This is a genomic window from bacterium, assembly GCA_035380285.1.
GTDB lineage: Bacteria > Auribacterota > Erginobacteria > Erginobacterales > DAOSXE01 > DAOSXE01.
Window position 1 is genome coordinate 70471 of sequence record DAOSXE010000010.1, and the last position, 15299, is coordinate 85769.

Sequence of the window (15299 nt, forward strand, 5' to 3'; positions counted from 1 at the left end):
GCAGCATGAACCGGCGGCATTTCGAGGCGGGAGCCGCCGCTGAAGAAACTTCACAACCCCGTTTCGAAGGAGAAGACCATGGCGCTTGGCCGGGGATTGAATGCCCTGATCGGAGAGAAACAACTTGATCGGGTCAGCGGGCCGGTAACGCACATTCCGCCGGACCGGATCGAACGCAACAGTTATCAACCCCGCGATCGGTTCGATCCACAGACCTTGACCGAACTTCAGGATTCGATCCGAGAAAAGGGAATCCTGCAACCTTTGCTGGTTTCGCGCACTCCCGAGGGATACCGGCTTATCGCCGGGGAGCGCCGTTTGCGGGCAGCCCTCGAACTGGGCCTCGATCTGGTTCCGGTGCTGGTTCGGGAGGTCGAGACCGACCAGGACTATCTGGAACTGGCGCTGATCGAAAATATCCAGCGCAGCGATCTCAACCCCCTCGAGCAGGCCGAGAGCTATCGACGGCTGTGCTCCGATTTCGGCTTGAGCCAGGAGGAAGTCGCCCGGAAAGTGGGTAAGGACCGGTCGACGGTGGCCAACACCCTGCGGTTGTTGGAGCTGGAAGAGGAGATCGCGGCCTTGGTGAGAAACGGGCGCCTTAACTTCGGCCAAGCCCGAACCTTGCTGGGGGTTGAAGATCCCGGAGACCGCCTGCGACTGGCCCGCCGCGTCGTCGCCGAGGGGATTCCGGTCAGAACCCTGGAAAAGCTGGTGGCCGACCGCAAAGGCCGGGCATCCGGACCTCGTCGCCGCCGGGCAACCCCGCCGCCGGATCCCCATGTGGCCGAGGCGGAAAGCCGACTGCGCGACGCCCTCAAGACCAAGGTTACGATCAAACCGGGCGGGAAACAAAGCGGCAGGATCGAGATCGAGTATTATTCATGGAACGACCTAGAAAGGATATATACTATTATTGAAAATAGTTTAAAATTATGAATAGCGATTGGAAGCCGATTATTGAGAATTTTTCGCTGGTCACCCAGGTCGGGCTGGTGGTGGTGATCTGCCTGGCTTTGGGCCTGGGGTTGGGCATGGTCGCCTCGCGCCTGGTGGGCCTGGCTTCGCTCTGCCGGGTTGCGGGGGTGGTCCTGGGCCTGGCGGCCGGGCTTTATCAGGCTTACCGGATTTTAATGGAAAAGATCGGGTAGGGCGGTGCCGGGGCTTCAGGTAAGCGGGAAATCGGGGCGGGTTTGCCTGGCGGCCGGCGCGGCCGGTTTCGTCCTGCTCTGGTTCGGCCTGGGGCCCGACCCGGCCTTCAGTTTTCTGGCCGGGGTCGTGCTCGCCTACATATATCTTGCCATGATGAACCGCCAAATCATAAAATCCCTGACCATGCATAAGGAACGGGTGCGCCAGGCCGTACTCCGAGGGCTGTTTTTCCGATATCTGTTTCTGATCGCGGCCTTGGCCCTGGTGAGTACGGTTCCGGCGGTGCGCCCGGTCTGGCTTCTGGCCGGGATCGCCCTGATACCGGTTTCGGTCATTGCCGCGGCCTGGAGGAGGGCCTGAGTGAAGCTGACCAAGGCGCAAAAATACGGTCTGTGGAGCGGAATCGCCGTTCTGCTCCTGGTCTGGCTGGCGGCGGCGACCCCGCTGGGCCCGGCGCTGGGAATTGTCAAGGCTCCCCTCATCGGCACCGATGTCTCCGGGATCGGGGAAGCGCCGGCCAAATGGCGCTCGATCTTCGGAATCGAGCTCCCGGGCGGTCTCAATATCGTCACCATGGTCATGACCTGGGCGATCATGGGCCTGATTCTTTTCTTCGGTTTCTCCGCCACCCGCCGCCCGCGCCGGGTCCCGGGGCGCCTGCAGCTGCTCTTCGAGATGTTCGTGGGTTTTTTCGATCAGATCTGCGCGGATTCGATGGGCCCTCAACTGGGAAGGAAGTACGTCCCCTTCGTCGCCACCATCTTCATCTTCGTCTTCATCTCCAACTGGATCGGCGTCGTCCCCGGCCTGGAGGAGCCGACCCGCGACCTCAACACCTGCCTGGGGTTGGGGGTGATCTGTTTCTTCGTCGCCCACGTCTCCGGGATCCGCTATAAGGGCTGGAAAAAATACCTGCTCGAATACGTCGAACCCGTCGGGCCGCTCTCGCCGTTTTTTCTCGTCATCAACGTCGTGGGCGAGATCGGCAAAACCCTCTCCCACTCCATCCGTCTTTACGGCAACGTCATGGGGGGAGCGGTCCTGATCCTGGTCATCAACCAGCTCAGCAAACAGCTGCCGCCCCTGAGCCTGTTCCTCACGCTCTGGTTCGGGCTGTTCGTGGGGCTGGTCCAAGCTTTCGTTTTCGCCATGCTGGCCATGACGTATATCGCGGTCAAGGTGGGCGACTGATGGACCTGGCGGCCCTCAGTCAGATCGCCGCGGTCGCCGGCGCCGCTCTCTGCATGGGCCTGGGCGCGATCGGGGCGGCGGTGGGGGAGGGGTACAGCGCCTTCAAGGCCGTTCAGGCCATCGCCCGCCAGCCCCGGGCTTCGGACGAGGTGGTCAGGCTGATGCTGGTGGGCATGGCCGTGGCCGAATCGGCGGGCATCTTCGCTCTCTTCATCGCCATCGTCCTGGCCATGACCAACCCCCAGGCGGCCGGCATCGTTCAGGTCGGCGGTTTTCTGGCCGCCGGCATCTGCATGGGAGTGGGGGCGCTGGGCCCCGGTATCGGGGCGGGCCTGGCCGCGGGGAGCGCCTGCGAAGGGGTGGGGGTGATCCCCGAAAACAACGCTTTGATCATGCGGACCATGCTCATCGGCCAGGCGGTTTCCCAGTCGACCGCCATTTACGCGCTGTTCGTGGCCATGCTTTTGATTTTCGTGGTCGGAGGCTAGGCTCCGGCGATCGGGACGACGAACGGGAACATCAACCAGGAGGTCAACCATGACGGAAATAACGGGACAGGAATTGATCAGGGTCGCCGCCCTCTTGGGGGCGGGCATCTGTATGGGCTTCGGCGCGATCGGCCCGGGGGTGGGGGAAGGCTTCGCGGCCGGAAAGGCCTGCGAGGGAGTCGCCCGGGAGCCGGAGAACGCCAGCCTCATCACCCGGACCATGCTCATCGGCCAGGCCGTCTCCGAATCCACGGGGATCTATTCCCTCTTCATCGCCATCCTCCTGCTCTTCGTGGTCAAGAGCTGACGTCGGGCGCCGGGGCAGACCATGGTCGATATCAGCGCCACAATCGTTTTCCAGTGGATTAACTTCGGGATACTCCTCTTCCTGATGACCGTGCTGGCCTACCGCCCGATCCTCGCCTTCATGGACCGCCGCCGCCGGGAGATCGGCGACACCCTGGAAGAAGCCGAGGGCGTGAAACAGGAGGCCGAACGGACCCTGGGCGAATACCGGCGGCGCCTGGACGCGGCGGAAGACGAAGCCCGGGGCCTGCTGGCCGAGGCCAGGACCAGGGGGGACAAGGAAAGAGCCCGGATCCTCGCCCAGGCCCAGGACGAGGCCCGCGGCATCCAGGACCGGGCCCGCCAGAATATCGAGCTGGAGGAGCGCAACGTCCGTCGGCGCCTGCAGGAGGACGCGGTGGGGATTTCCATCGCCGCGGCCGGGCGGCTCTTGGGCCGGGAGTTGACGGGCAAGGACCAGCGGCATTTCGTCGAGGAATCGATCCGAGAACTGGAGAAAACTCATGGCTGAGGATTCCTCGGGCCGTATCTACGCCCAGGCGCTTTTCAACGTCGCCCGCGGGGAAAAGGCGGTGGAGGAGTGCGGGTCGGCCCTGCAGCGCCTGGCCGCCGTCGTCGCCGGGAACCCGGATTTCCGGCTGTTTCTGGCCGCGCCGACGGTGCCCCCGGCCCGGAAGACGGCGGCGGTCGAAGCCGTCGCCTCGGCGCTGCGGCTCCCGGGACCGGTGGCGGGGATCTTCAGGCTGGCGGTCAAGCGCCGCCGGACGGCGGTACTGGCGGCGGCATCCCGGGAATACCGGGTCCTGGAAGACGAAAGCCGCCGCCGCGTCGACGTCACCGTGGAGACGGCGGAAGCCTTGAACGAAACCGAGAAATCCCGGTTGGAAACGGCCGTGAAACGCCGCCTCGACCGGGAGCCGAGAATCGAGTATCGGCTCGTCCCCGGCCTCCTGGCGGGGCTGGTGGTGCGCGCCGGGGGCAAGGTTTTCGACTGCAGCCTGTCCGGGCGCCTGAAGCGCCTCGAGGAACGAATGTTATGCCGGGAACGCTGACGCGGCTCCCGGCGCGGACAAGAGAGAACAGAGGGAACCATGGCAATAAATCCGGATGAAATAACGGCGATCATCGAAAAGCAGATAGCGTCTTTCCGCGACGTCCTGGAAGTCCGCGACGTGGGCACCGTGGTCGAAGTCGGCGACGGCGTCGCCACCATCTTCGGGTTGGAAGAGGCGATGGCCGGCGAGCTGGTCCGCTTCAGCGGCGGAGTCTACGGCATGGTCATGAACCTCAACGAGGACAACGTCGGAGTCGTGGTCCTGGGCGCGGACGAATCCGTCTCCGAGGGAGAGGAAGTCAAGACCACGGGCCAGGTGGTGGAGGTGCCGGTCGGCGACGCGCTTCTGGGCCGGGTCGTCAACGCTCTCGGCGCTCCCCTCGACGGGAAGGGGGAGATCGAGACCAAATCCCGCAACCCGGTGGAGCGTCTGGCACCGGGAGTGGTCGTCCGGCAGCCGGTGAAAGAGCCGCTGCAGACCGGGCTCAAGGCCGTCGACTCCATGGTTCCGATCGGGCGGGGACAGCGGGAGCTGATCATCGGCGACCGGCAGACCGGGAAGACGGCCATCGCCCTGGATACCATCCTCAACCAGAAGGGAACCGGCGTCGTCTGCATCTACGTGGCCGTGGGGCAGAAACGGTCGACCGTGGCCCGGGTGATCAAACTCTTCGAAAAGTACGGAGCCATGGATTACACGATCGTGGTTTCGGCCACCGCCAGCGATCCGGCCCCGCTCCAGTACCTGGCCCCGTACGCGGGGTGCGCCATGGGGGAGTATTTCCGCGATCACGGCCGTCACGCCCTGGTCGTCTACGACGATCTCAGCAAGCACGCGGTGGCGTACCGTCAGATCTCCCTGATCCTCCGCCGTCCCCCGGGGCGCGAGGCTTACCCCGGGGACGTTTTTTACCTGCATTCGCGCCTGTTGGAACGGGCGGCCAAGTGGGACGACGAACACGGCGGGGGCAGCCTGACGGCTCTTCCCATCATCGAGACCCAGGCCGGCGACGTCTCCGCCTACATTCCCACCAACGTCATCTCCATCACCGACGGCCAGATCTACCTCGACAACGACCTCTTTTACGCCGGCCAGCGGCCGGCCATCGACGTCGGCCTTTCGGTTTCGCGGGTGGGGGGCAACGCTCAGATCAAGGCCATGAAACGGGTGGCCGGGCACCTGCGGTTGGAACTGGCCCAGTATCGGGAACTGGCGGCCTTCGCCCAGTTCGGAACCGATATGGACGCTTCCACCCGCCGCCAGATCGAGCGGGGGAGGAGAATGACCGAGCTGCTCAAACAACCCCAATACCGGCCCATGCCGGTGGACCATCAGGTGATGGTCCTCTTCGCCGGGATCAACGGTTTCCTCGACGATATTCCCGTGGCGGACTGCCTCCGGTTCGCCGCCGAGTATCTCGACTTCGCGGCCGACCGCGACCCGGAACTGGGCGCGGATATCGCGGCCAAACAGGACCTCGACGATGCCCTCACCGGCCGGCTCAAGTCCTCGATCGAGGAGTTCAAGAAAACCTTCGTGCCCTCGGTCAGGCCCGGTGAAAGCAGGGAGGCGGAAGCGGCTTCCGAGGCGGCCGGGGAAGGCGCCGGCGGGGAAGAGACGGAGGCCGGCTGAGTACGGTGGCGACCCTCAGGGACATCAAGACCCGGATCCGCAGCGTCCGCCAGATCCAGAAGATCACGGCCGCCATGAAACTGGTCTCCGTGGCCAAGCTGCGCAAGCACCAGACGGCCCAGCGGCGGTTCGAGGATTTCCGGGGAAGAATCGGTTCCCTCTTCGACCGATTCAGCTCGGCGGCCGACATCCGGGAATTTCCCCTCATGGCCGCCCGCAGCGGCGCCGCCGGGACGCTCCTGATCGCGGTTACGGCGGAGCGCGGTCTCTGCGGCTCCTATAACCATGGAGTGCGCCGCGCCGCCGAGGCCTACCTGGAACGAGAGCCCGGTCCGTCGAAGCTGCTGGCGCTGGGTTCGTCCAACCGGAAGTATTTCCGCAACCAGGGCGCCGACCTGGTCGAGGCGGCGCTCCCGGAAAGCGTCGCCGAGCGGGCGCGGGTCATCGGCGACCTGGCCCGCGGGAAATTTCTCGACGGTTCGGTCGACCGGGTGGTGGCGGTCAGCGACCGGTTCGCTCTCGACCGCAGCCGCGGTATCCGCCTTCGGCAGCTGTTGCCCCTGGCCGCTCCCGCGGACCCGGATCCGGCGGTCCGGCGCCGGGTCGAAGCCTACCTTCTGGAACCCGGGTTCGGTTCGATCTACGAATGGATCTGCGAGTACTATCTCTACACCGAACTCTACGGTCTTCTCCTCGACGCCGCCGCCGCCGAAGAGTTCGCCAGGATGAAGGCGATGGAACTGGCGACCAGCAACGCCGACGAACTGATCTTCGAACTTACTCTTTCCTACAACAAGGCGCGCCAGGAGGCGATCACCCTGGAGCTGCTCGACATCGTGGGAGGAACGGCGACCGGAACCTAGTCGCGGCCGCCGGGAAAGAACACGGAGAAAGACATGGCCGAAAAACACGAGAAGAAAGAACACAAGGGCGTCGTTGCCGCCGTCATGGGTCCGGTGGTGGACGTCACCTTCGACGACGGGGTCATCCCCCCGATCAACACCGCCCTGGAAATCCCCCTGCCCCGCGAACTCCAGGAACGGTCGGGAGGGGAAAAACACCTGGTGGTCGAAGTCTCGATGCACCTGGGCGATAACCACTTCCGCTGCGTCTCCATGGGCCCGACCGACGGCCTCAAGCGGGGGATGGAAGTGATCGACACCGGGTCGCCGATCAAGATCCCGGTGGGGAAGGGGACCCTGGGCCGGGTCATCAACGTGCTGGGCGAGCCGGTCGACGAATTGGGGCCGATCAAGGCCCAAAAATATTATCCCATCCACCGGCCGGCGCCGGTTCTGGAAGACCAGGAGACCTCGACCGAAATGTACGAAACGGGTCTTAAGGTCATCGACCTGATCGCCCCCTACAGCAAGGGGGGCAAGACCGGCCTCTTCGGGGGGGCCGGTGTGGGCAAGACCGTGCTGATCATGGAATTGATCCGCAACATCGCCCAGGAACACGGGGGCATCTCGGTCTTCGCCGGGGTGGGGGAACGGACCAGGGAGGGGAACGACCTCTGGCTGGAGATGCAGGAGAGCGGGGTTCTGGAGAAGACCGCGCTTATTTTCGGCCAGATGACCGAGCCTCCGGGCGCGCGCCTCCGGGTGGGTCTGACCGGCCTGACCGCCGCCGAATACTTCCGGGACGAGGAGGGACAGGACGTGCTCCTCTTCATCGACAACATCTTCCGCTTTACCCAGGCCGGCTCCGAGGTTTCGGCTCTGCTGGGGAGAATGCCCTCGGCGGTCGGGTACCAGCCGACCCTGGCCACCGAGATGGGGGCGCTGCAGGAGAGGATCACCTCCACCCGCAAGGGGTCCATCACCTCGGTTCAGGCCATCTACGTCCCCGCCGACGATCTTACCGACCCGGCGCCGGCCACCGCGTTTTCCCACCTCGACGCCACCACGGTTCTCTCCCGCAAGATCGTGGAGATGGGCATCTACCCCGCCGTCGATCCCCTCGACTCCACCTCCCAGATTCTCGACCCCAACGTCGTGGGGGAAAAACACTATTCGGTGGCCCGGGAGGTGCAGAAGGTTCTGCAGAAGAACAAGGAACTGCAGGACATCATCGCCATCCTGGGGATGGACGAACTCTCGGACGAGGACAAGGTCGTGGTCTCCCGGGCCCGCAAGATCCAGCGGTTCTTTTCTCAGCCTTTCTTCGTAGCCGAACAGTTCACCGGGACCCCGGGCAAGTACGTCAAGCTCGAAGACACGATCGAAGGTTTCGAGAAGATCGTAGCCGGGGATCTCGACGAGATCCCCGAGCAGGCGTTCTACATGGTGGGGAACGTCGAGGACGTCATGGAAAAGGCCGCCACGCTCAAGGACTGAAAAAAGTGACCGCCGCGACCCTGAAACTGCGCATCGTCTCCCCCCGGGGGGTGCTCTTCGACGACGGCGACATCAGTTCGATCGTGGCCTGGGGCGCCGGGGGGAAGCTGGAGATCCTTCCCGGCCACACCCGGTTTCTGACGTCGTTGCGGATCGAGGAAATGCGCATCCGCAAGGGAGCCGGCCGCCACCTCCAGGAGACGATCTGGGCGGTTTCGGGGGGCTTTCTCGAGGTGGACCGGGAGGGAGTCACGGTCACGACCACGTCCGCCGAGACCTCGGCCGAAATCGATGTCGAACGGGCCCGCCAGAGCCGGGAGCGGATGCTGGCCTTCCTCAAGAACGGCGAGGGGGGCGGGGTGGAGACGCTCCGGGCCCGCTGGGCGCTCAAACGCTCGGAAATCCGCCTCAAGATCTCGACCTGGAGAGAAGGCGGGGACCGCGACGATGCCCGGAGCTGAACCGCCGGCCCCGGTTGTTCCCGAGGAAAAGAAAGGGGGGCGGCTCTATCTGGTCGCCACCCCGATCGGAAACCTCGAGGATATCTCCCCCCGGGCTCTGCGGGTGCTGAAGGAAGCGGCCGCGGTAGCGGCCGAGGATACCCGCACCACTCGGCGCCTCCTGGCCCGTTTCGGCCTCGACACCCCCTTGATCAGCTACCACGACCACTCCCCGCCCGCTCGCCGCCGCGAACTGCTGAGCCGCCTCCGCGGCGGGGAGGACCTGGCCCTGGTGTCGGAAGCCGGGACCCCGGGGTTCAGCGACCCCGGTTTCCGGCTGGTCCGCGCCGCCGTCGAGAACGGGATCGACGTGGTTCCCGTGCCCGGCCCCTCCGCCCTGATGAGCGCCCTGCCGGCATCGGGCCTGCCCGGGAACCGTTTCGCGTTCGAGGGGTTCCTCCCCGCGCGGCGCGCGGCCCGGCGCAAACGTCTGTACCGGCTGGCGAACGAAGAGCGCACCCTGGTTTTCTTCGAGTCGCCCCGGAGGGTCCGGGCTTTTTTGGAGGACGCTCGGGAGATCCTGGGCGACCGCCCCGCCGTTCTGGCCCGGGAGATGACCAAGCGGTTCGAGGAATTCGTCCGCGGTTCGATCTCCGACCTGCTCGCCCGGGTCCCGGAGGGGGGGCCGCGCGGTGAAGTGGTCCTGATTCTGGGGGGAAGAGGAGGGGAGCCGGCCCCGGGGTCCCCGGACCCGGCCGGGGAAGTGGCCTCGCTCGTGAAAACGATGAACATCTCCCGGATGGAGGCGATCAAGCTGGTGGCCGCCCGCCGCCGTGCGCCCAAGGGGGAAATCTACCGGGCCGTTCACGGAACCGGCGCCGACCGGTAGACCGGGGCTCCTCTCCGCGTCCCTTTTTCTTCGCCTCCGGAGCGGGTGTGCTATACTCCCAACCCGGCCCCGGGGTCCCGTCCCGTCGCCGGCGGAGCAGAAAAAATGGTTCGACAGGTATACATGGACAACAACGCGACCACGCCCCTTCACCCCGAGGTGAAGCGGGCCATGGCCGAAGCGCTGGAGATGTACGGAAACGCCTCCAGCCTCCACGGTCTCGGCCGCAGGTCCCGCGAGGCGGTCGAGGAGGCCCGGGCGACGGTGGCGGCTTTTATCGGGGCCCGGCCCGAAGAGATCATTTTCGTGGGCAGCGGGAGCGAAGCCAACAACACGGTGCTCAATATCGCCGCGGGCCGGTGCGCCGAGTGCGCGCCGGCGGCAGCCTCCGACCCGGGGATTCTCACCAGCGCCATCGAGCACCCCTGCGTGCTGGAAACCGCCAAATGCCTGGCGGCGCGGGGGGTGGAGGTCAGGATCGCCGGCGTGGACCGCTTCGGAGTGGTCTCCCCCGAGGCCGCGGACGAGCTCCTGGAGGACGGCCGCATCAGCCTGGTTTCGATCATGGCGGCCAACAACGAGATCGGAACCCTGCAGGATATTCCCGCCCTGGCCGCGGCCGCCCGCAGACGGGGGGCGCTTTTCCACACCGATGCCGTCCAGGCGGTGGGGAAAATCCCGGTCGACGTCGGCGCCTGGGGGGTGGATTTCCTCACCGTTTCGGCGCACAAGATCTACGGACCCAAGGGAGTCGGGGCGCTGTACGTCCGCAGCGGAGTCCCGTTCTGTCCCATGATCCGGGGCGGCCACCAGGAACGGGGGCGCCGCGCCGGGACCGAGAACGTACTGGGAATCATCGGCCTGGGCGCGGCCGTGAAGGCGGCCTCGCGGGAGTGGGAAGAGGACGCGCGCCGGCTGGGGGAACTGAGGGACCGGCTCTGGGCGGGGATCGAGCGCTCCGTTCCCGACGTCTTCCGGAACGGCCACCCCGTCGCCGCGCTTCCGGGGACCCTGAACGTTTCCTTCCCGGGGGCGGAGGGGGAGGCCATCCTACTGTATCTCGACCTGGAGGGGATCGCGGTTTCGACTGGCTCGGCCTGTTCTTCGGGGTCCCTGGAGCCGTCCCACGTGCTCATGGCCATCGGCCTGGGGGCCGAGGCCGCCCACGGCTCGATCCGCTTCAGCCTGGGGCGGGAGAACGGAATCGAGGACGTGGAGTACGTGCTGGCCAAGCTCCCCCCCGTCATCGCGCGCATCCGGCGCATGTCCACGGCTTACCCGGGAGGAGGATCATGAGCGATTGGGCCTACAGCTCCGTGGTCAAGGAGCACTTCATCAACCCCCGCAACATCTTCGACGACGCCGAGGGTTTCCGGGCGGACGGCGAGGGGACGGTGGGAAACCCCAAATGCGGCGACCAGATGCTCATGCTGATCAAGGTCGATCCCGAAAAGGAGGTCATCACCGATTGCCGGTGGAGAACCTACGGCTGCGCCAGCGCCATCGCCAGCACCTCCATCCTCTCGGAGAAAATCAAGGGGATGACCCTGGACGAGGCGTTCGCGGTTTCTCCGCAGGATATCATCCGCGATCTCGGGGGCCTGCCGGAGCAGAAGGTGCACTGCTCGGTCCTGGGGGACAAGGCTCTGCGGGCGGCGATCAACGATTACTACCGCCGCCGGGGGTTGACGGAAAAGGTCCGCGAGGAAGCCAGCCGGCTGGTCTGCCGGTGCATGGAGGTAACGGACCACGAGATCGAGGAAGCGGTCCTGGAGGGGGTTAGGACGTACGTCCAGCTCCAGGAAAAAACCAAGCTGGGTACCGTTTGCGGCCAGTGCCGGGACGACGCCGAGCGGCTGCTGCAGCTGTATTTCGCCAAGCACTTCTCCTGCGGTTCCCCGTCGGCCGAGCCGTCCCGGGAAAGCTGAGCCCGGGGGAACGACCGTGAAGAAGCAGAAGACGAAGATCGAGACCGCCTGCCTGCACGCCGGGCAGGAACCCGACCCCGCCACCTTGGCCCGGGCGGTTCCCGTCTACCGGACCAGTTCCTACCTGTTCCGCTCCACCCGCCACGCGGCCGACCTTTTCGCGCTGCGCCAACCGGGAAACATCTACAGCCGCCTGATGAACCCGACCCAGGACGTTCTGGAGCGGCGGGTGGCGGCCCTGGAGGGCGGCGCGGCCGCCCTGGCCCTGGCCTCGGGCACCAGCGCCGTGTTCTACACGGTCGTCAACATCTGCCGGGCCGGGGACGAAGTGGCCGCGGCCCGCAACCTCTACGGGGGCACCTACACCCAGTTCAACGACATCCTGCCGCAGCTGGGGATCAGGGTCCGTTTTTTCGAGCCGTCCGATCCCCGGAGCTGCGCCCGTGCGATCACCAAGAAAACCAAGCTCGTTTATTGCGAAACCATCGGCAACCCCGGCCTGGAGGTCGCCGACCTGGAAGTTCTGGCGGAGACGGCCCACTCCCGTGGCCTTCCCCTGGTCGTCGACAACACCTTCGCCACCCCCGTCCTCGCCCGGCCCCTGGAGCGGGGCGCCGACATCGTCGTGCACTCCCTGACCAAATGGCTGGGGGGCCACGGCGCCGGGATCGGGGGGATCGTGGTCGACTCGGGGAAATTCGACTGGACCTCGGGGAAGTTCCCCCTCCTCTCCGAGCCCGACTCCTCCTACCACGGCCTAGTGTACACCCGCGACCTGGGCGCGCTCAACCCCCTGGCGTTCATCGTCAGGATGCGGCTGGTGCCCCTGCGCAACCTGGGAGCCTGTATCTCCCCGGACAACGCCTGGATCTTCCTCCAGGGCATCGAGACCCTGCCCCTGCGGATGGCCCGGCATTGCGAAAACGCCCTGGCCGTGGCCCGCTACCTGCAGGCGCATCCCCGGGCGGCCTGGGTCCGCTATCCGGGGCTGGAGGACGATCCCTCCCACGCCCTGGCCCGGAAATACCTCGCCGGAGGGGCGGGGGGGGTGGTCGTCTTCGGGATCAGGGGAGGGGCGGCGGCCGGAGCCCGGTTCATCGATAGGCTCCGTCTCTTTTCGCACCTGGCCAACGTGGGCGACGCCAAGAGTCTGGCCATTCATCCGGCCTCGACCACCCACGCCCAACTCAGTCCGGCCGAGCGGGCCCGGTCGGGCCTCGGCCCCGATCTGATCCGGCTCTCGGTGGGGATCGAACACATCGACGATCTGATCGAGGACCTGGATCGGGCTCTGAAACCGGTGCGCCCGCGGGCGGGGAGAAGATGAAATCCGTCGCCGTCTCCACCCGGTTCTTCACCTTCGCCGATTCCCCCCGGAAGCGTTTTCTTCTCCAAAACGGGCGCCGGCTCGGGCCCGTCACCTTGGCTTACGAGACCTACGGCGAACTGTCGCCCCGCCGGGACAACGCCATACTTCTTTTTCACGCCCTCTCCGGGAGCCAGCACGCCGCCGGTTTCAACCCCTCGGTCCCGGGAGTGGCTCCGCTCTGGAGAAAAGAAAATCACGCGGGCTGGTGGAACGGTTTCATCGGGCCGGGGAAGGCCTTGGACACCAGGCAGTTCTTCGTGGTCTGCGCCAACTACCTGGGCGGTTGCTACGGGTCCACGGGACCGCGCTCCCTCAACCCCCGCACCGGCAAACCCTACGCCGGTTCCTTTCCCGAGATCGGCGCTTCCGACATCGTCGATTCCCAGATCCGGCTGCTCGACCACCTGGGCATTCAGACGCTCCAGGCCGCGGTGGGGGGGTCCCTGGGGGGGATGCTGGCCCTCAACCTCGCCGTCCGCTATCCCTCCCGGGCCCGGACCATCGTCGTTCTGGCGTCGGGAATGAGGGTCCCGGTTCTCCAGAGGATTCTCAACCTGGAGCAGATCTATGCCATCGAGGAGGACCCTAATTTCCGGGGAGGAGACTACTACGGGGGACCGCTGCCGAGGCAGGGTCTGACGCTGGCCCGGATGATTTCGCACAAGACCCTGGTCTCGCTCGATACGCTCTCCCGCCGGGCCAAGCGGGAGATCCCGCATCCCTCCCGGGACATCCGCCGCTACCGGATCGGGCACCGGGTGGAGTCGTACATGCTGCACCAGGGGAAGACCTTCGTTCGCCGCTTCGACGCCAACACCTACCTGCGGATCGTTTCCGCCTGGCAGCATTACGATCTGGCCGCCGCTGCCGGTGCCAAGAATGCGTCCGCGGCCGTGCGTCGCTGCCGCGGCCAGCGCTTCCTTATCTTCAGCATCGACACCGACGTCTGTTTCTACCCTGAAGAGCAGGCGCTGCTCGCCGCCGAATTGGGGAAGGCCGCCATCCCCTACCAGCACATCACCGTCCATTCTTCCAAGGGTCACGACGCCTTTCTTCTGGAACCGAGCCTCTTCACCCCCCACCTCTCCTTTGCCCTGCAGGGGAAATGGTGAACGGTCCCGCCCGTCTGCGAAAAATCTGGAATTTCCCGGTTCGAGCACGTAAGGTGCTAGCGTTTCCGCCACGGTGAATATCAAGGAGGTTTTCGGTGAGCGAAATAACCACGATCAAGGCCCGGGAGATCCTCGATTCCCGGGGGAACCCCACCGTCGAGGTGGACGTCAGCCTGGGTTCGGGCGCCTTCGGGAGAGCTTCGGTGCCTTCCGGGGCTTCCACCGGGGAGCACGAGGCCCTGGAACTGAGGGATAAGGACCCGGGACGCTACCAGGGGAAAGGCGTTCTCACCGCGGTCGCAAACGTCGAAAACGTCCTGGGCTCGGCCCTGACGGGGAAGTCCTTCTCCGGCCAGCGGGAGCTGGACGACCGGTTGATCGAACTGGATGGAACGCCCACCAAGAGCAAGCTGGGGGCCAACGCCCTGCTCGGTGTCTCGCTGGCCTACGCCAAAGCCTGCGCCTGGGAGAAAGGGCTTCCCTTGTTCCGTTACCTGGGCGGCGACGACGCTCGGGTGCTTCCCGTCCCCATGCTCAATATCCTCAACGGCGGTTCCCATGCCGACAACAACGTCGACCTGCAGGAGTTCATGATCATGCCCCGGGGCGCCGCGACCTTCCGCGAAGGTTTGAGAATGGCGGCCGAAGTTTTCCACACCCTGAAGAAGGTGCTCTCCGACCGGGGACTGGCCACGGGGGTGGGGGACGAGGGGGGGTTCGCTCCCAGCCTCGAATCCAACGAGGAGGCCATGGAGGTCATCGTGGAGGCAGTGGCCCGGGCCGGTTACGAAGCCGGGCGCGATATCTTTCTCTGCCTGGACCCGGCCGCCAGCGAATTTTACCGGGACGGCGCCTACGTTCTCGCCTCCGAGAACCGTTCCCTGACCTCCGAAGAGATGGTCGATTTCTATGCGGGCTGGGTCGATAAATATCCGATCTACTCCATAGAAGACGGGTTGGCCGAGGACGATTGGACGGGATGGAAACAGTTGACCGATATTCTCGGGGCCCGGGTGCAGCTGGTGGGGGACGACCTCTTCGTCACCAACACCCGCCGCTTGGAGCGGGGAATCCGGGAAGGGGTGGGGAATTCCATCCTGATCAAGGTCAACCAGATCGGGACCCTGACCGAGGCCCTGGACGCCATCGAGATGGCGCGCAACGCCGGCTATTCCTCGGTCATCAGCCACCGCAGCGGAGAAACCGAGGACAACTACATCGCCGACATCGCGGTGGCCACCAACTGCGGCCAGATCAAGACCGGCGCTCCCTGTCGGTCCGAACGGGTCGCCAAGTACAACCGGTTGCTCAGGATCGAGGAGATGCTGGGGGATCGGGCGGTCTACGGCATCTGACCGGTCCGTCCACCCCGCCGGCCGGCATCCTTCCGCCGCCGGA

The 15299-nt window shown here is 65.6% G+C and carries 18 protein-coding genes; all 18 read left to right on the top strand.

Going from position 1 to position 15299, the window contains the following annotated elements; translation table 11 throughout:
* Positions 1-78 precede the first annotated feature (78 nt).
* The 18 genes from PLZ73_05340 to eno all read left to right on the top strand — a co-directional run bounded on the left by PLZ73_05340 (position 79) and on the right by eno (position 15256).
* Positions 79-939 (top strand): ParB/RepB/Spo0J family partition protein, encoded by an 861-nt coding sequence (locus PLZ73_05340; protein HOO77295.1) that lies wholly within the window; start codon positions 79-81, stop codon positions 937-939.
* Complete coding sequence (locus tag PLZ73_05345) at positions 936-1151, top strand: AtpZ/AtpI family protein (GenBank protein ID HOO77296.1); 216 nt, start codon at positions 936-938, stop codon at positions 1149-1151. Before PLZ73_05340 ends, PLZ73_05345 begins: the two co-directional genes overlap by 4 nt.
* Before the next feature lie 4 nt (positions 1152-1155).
* Positions 1156-1512: an ATP synthase subunit I gene (locus PLZ73_05350; GenBank protein HOO77297.1), complete on the top strand. Its 357-nt coding sequence runs from the start codon at positions 1156-1158 to the stop codon at positions 1510-1512.
* The gene (gene atpB, locus PLZ73_05355) at positions 1513-2343 is read left to right on the top strand and encodes a F0F1 ATP synthase subunit A (GenBank protein ID HOO77298.1); all 831 of its coding nucleotides are present in this window, start codon (positions 1513-1515) and stop codon (positions 2341-2343) included.
* Positions 2343-2831, top strand: coding sequence for an ATP synthase F0 subunit C (locus PLZ73_05360; GenBank protein HOO77299.1), 489 nt, complete (start codon positions 2343-2345; stop codon positions 2829-2831). The genes atpB and PLZ73_05360 overlap by 1 nt, the downstream gene beginning before the upstream one ends.
* Positions 2832-2880: 49 nt before the next feature.
* Complete coding sequence (gene atpE / locus PLZ73_05365; protein ID HOO77300.1) at positions 2881-3138, top strand: ATP synthase F0 subunit C; 258 nt, start codon at positions 2881-2883, stop codon at positions 3136-3138.
* Positions 3139-3159: 21 nt separating this feature from the next.
* On the top strand, positions 3160-3648 hold the full coding sequence (gene atpF, locus PLZ73_05370; GenBank protein HOO77301.1) for a F0F1 ATP synthase subunit B: 489 nt from the start codon (positions 3160-3162) through the stop codon (positions 3646-3648).
* Complete coding sequence (gene atpH, locus PLZ73_05375) at positions 3641-4189, top strand: ATP synthase F1 subunit delta (GenBank protein HOO77302.1); 549 nt, start codon at positions 3641-3643, stop codon at positions 4187-4189. Before atpF ends, atpH begins: the two co-directional genes overlap by 8 nt.
* 39 nt (positions 4190-4228) lie before the next feature.
* Positions 4229-5824: a F0F1 ATP synthase subunit alpha gene (atpA, locus tag PLZ73_05380; GenBank protein HOO77303.1), complete on the top strand. Its 1596-nt coding sequence runs from the start codon at positions 4229-4231 to the stop codon at positions 5822-5824.
* A gap of 5 nt (positions 5825-5829) precedes the next feature.
* A complete protein-coding gene (atpG, locus tag PLZ73_05385; protein ID HOO77304.1) occupies positions 5830-6687 on the top strand; it encodes an ATP synthase F1 subunit gamma in 858 nt (285 codons plus the stop codon).
* 33 nt (positions 6688-6720) lie between these two features.
* Positions 6721-8163 carry a F0F1 ATP synthase subunit beta gene (atpD, locus tag PLZ73_05390; GenBank protein HOO77305.1) on the top strand — a complete coding sequence of 481 codons (1443 nt, stop codon included), beginning with the start codon at positions 6721-6723 and terminating at the stop codon, positions 8161-8163.
* Positions 8164-8168: 5 nt separating this feature from the next.
* A complete protein-coding gene (gene atpC, locus PLZ73_05395; GenBank protein HOO77306.1) occupies positions 8169-8624 on the top strand; it encodes an ATP synthase F1 subunit epsilon in 456 nt (151 codons plus the stop codon).
* The gene (gene rsmI / locus PLZ73_05400) at positions 8611-9492 is read left to right on the top strand and encodes a 16S rRNA (cytidine(1402)-2'-O)-methyltransferase (protein HOO77307.1); all 882 of its coding nucleotides are present in this window, start codon (positions 8611-8613) and stop codon (positions 9490-9492) included. The genes atpC and rsmI overlap by 14 nt, the downstream gene beginning before the upstream one ends.
* Positions 9493-9597: 105 nt before the next feature.
* Positions 9598-10788 carry a cysteine desulfurase family protein gene (locus tag PLZ73_05405; GenBank protein HOO77308.1) on the top strand — a complete coding sequence of 397 codons (1191 nt, stop codon included), beginning with the start codon at positions 9598-9600 and terminating at the stop codon, positions 10786-10788.
* Entirely contained in the window at positions 10785-11420 is a 636-nt protein-coding gene (locus tag PLZ73_05410) for an iron-sulfur cluster assembly scaffold protein (GenBank protein ID HOO77309.1), read from the top strand. The genes PLZ73_05405 and PLZ73_05410 overlap by 4 nt, the downstream gene beginning before the upstream one ends.
* 16 nt (positions 11421-11436) lie before the next feature.
* A complete protein-coding gene (locus PLZ73_05415; protein ID HOO77310.1) occupies positions 11437-12747 on the top strand; it encodes an O-acetylhomoserine aminocarboxypropyltransferase/cysteine synthase in 1311 nt (436 codons plus the stop codon).
* Complete coding sequence (locus PLZ73_05420; protein ID HOO77311.1) at positions 12744-13901, top strand: homoserine O-acetyltransferase; 1158 nt, start codon at positions 12744-12746, stop codon at positions 13899-13901. Before PLZ73_05415 ends, PLZ73_05420 begins: the two co-directional genes overlap by 4 nt.
* A gap of 95 nt (positions 13902-13996) precedes the next feature.
* Positions 13997-15256 (top strand): phosphopyruvate hydratase, encoded by a 1260-nt coding sequence (eno, locus tag PLZ73_05425; GenBank protein HOO77312.1) that lies wholly within the window; start codon positions 13997-13999, stop codon positions 15254-15256.
* Positions 15257-15299 lie beyond the last annotated feature (43 nt).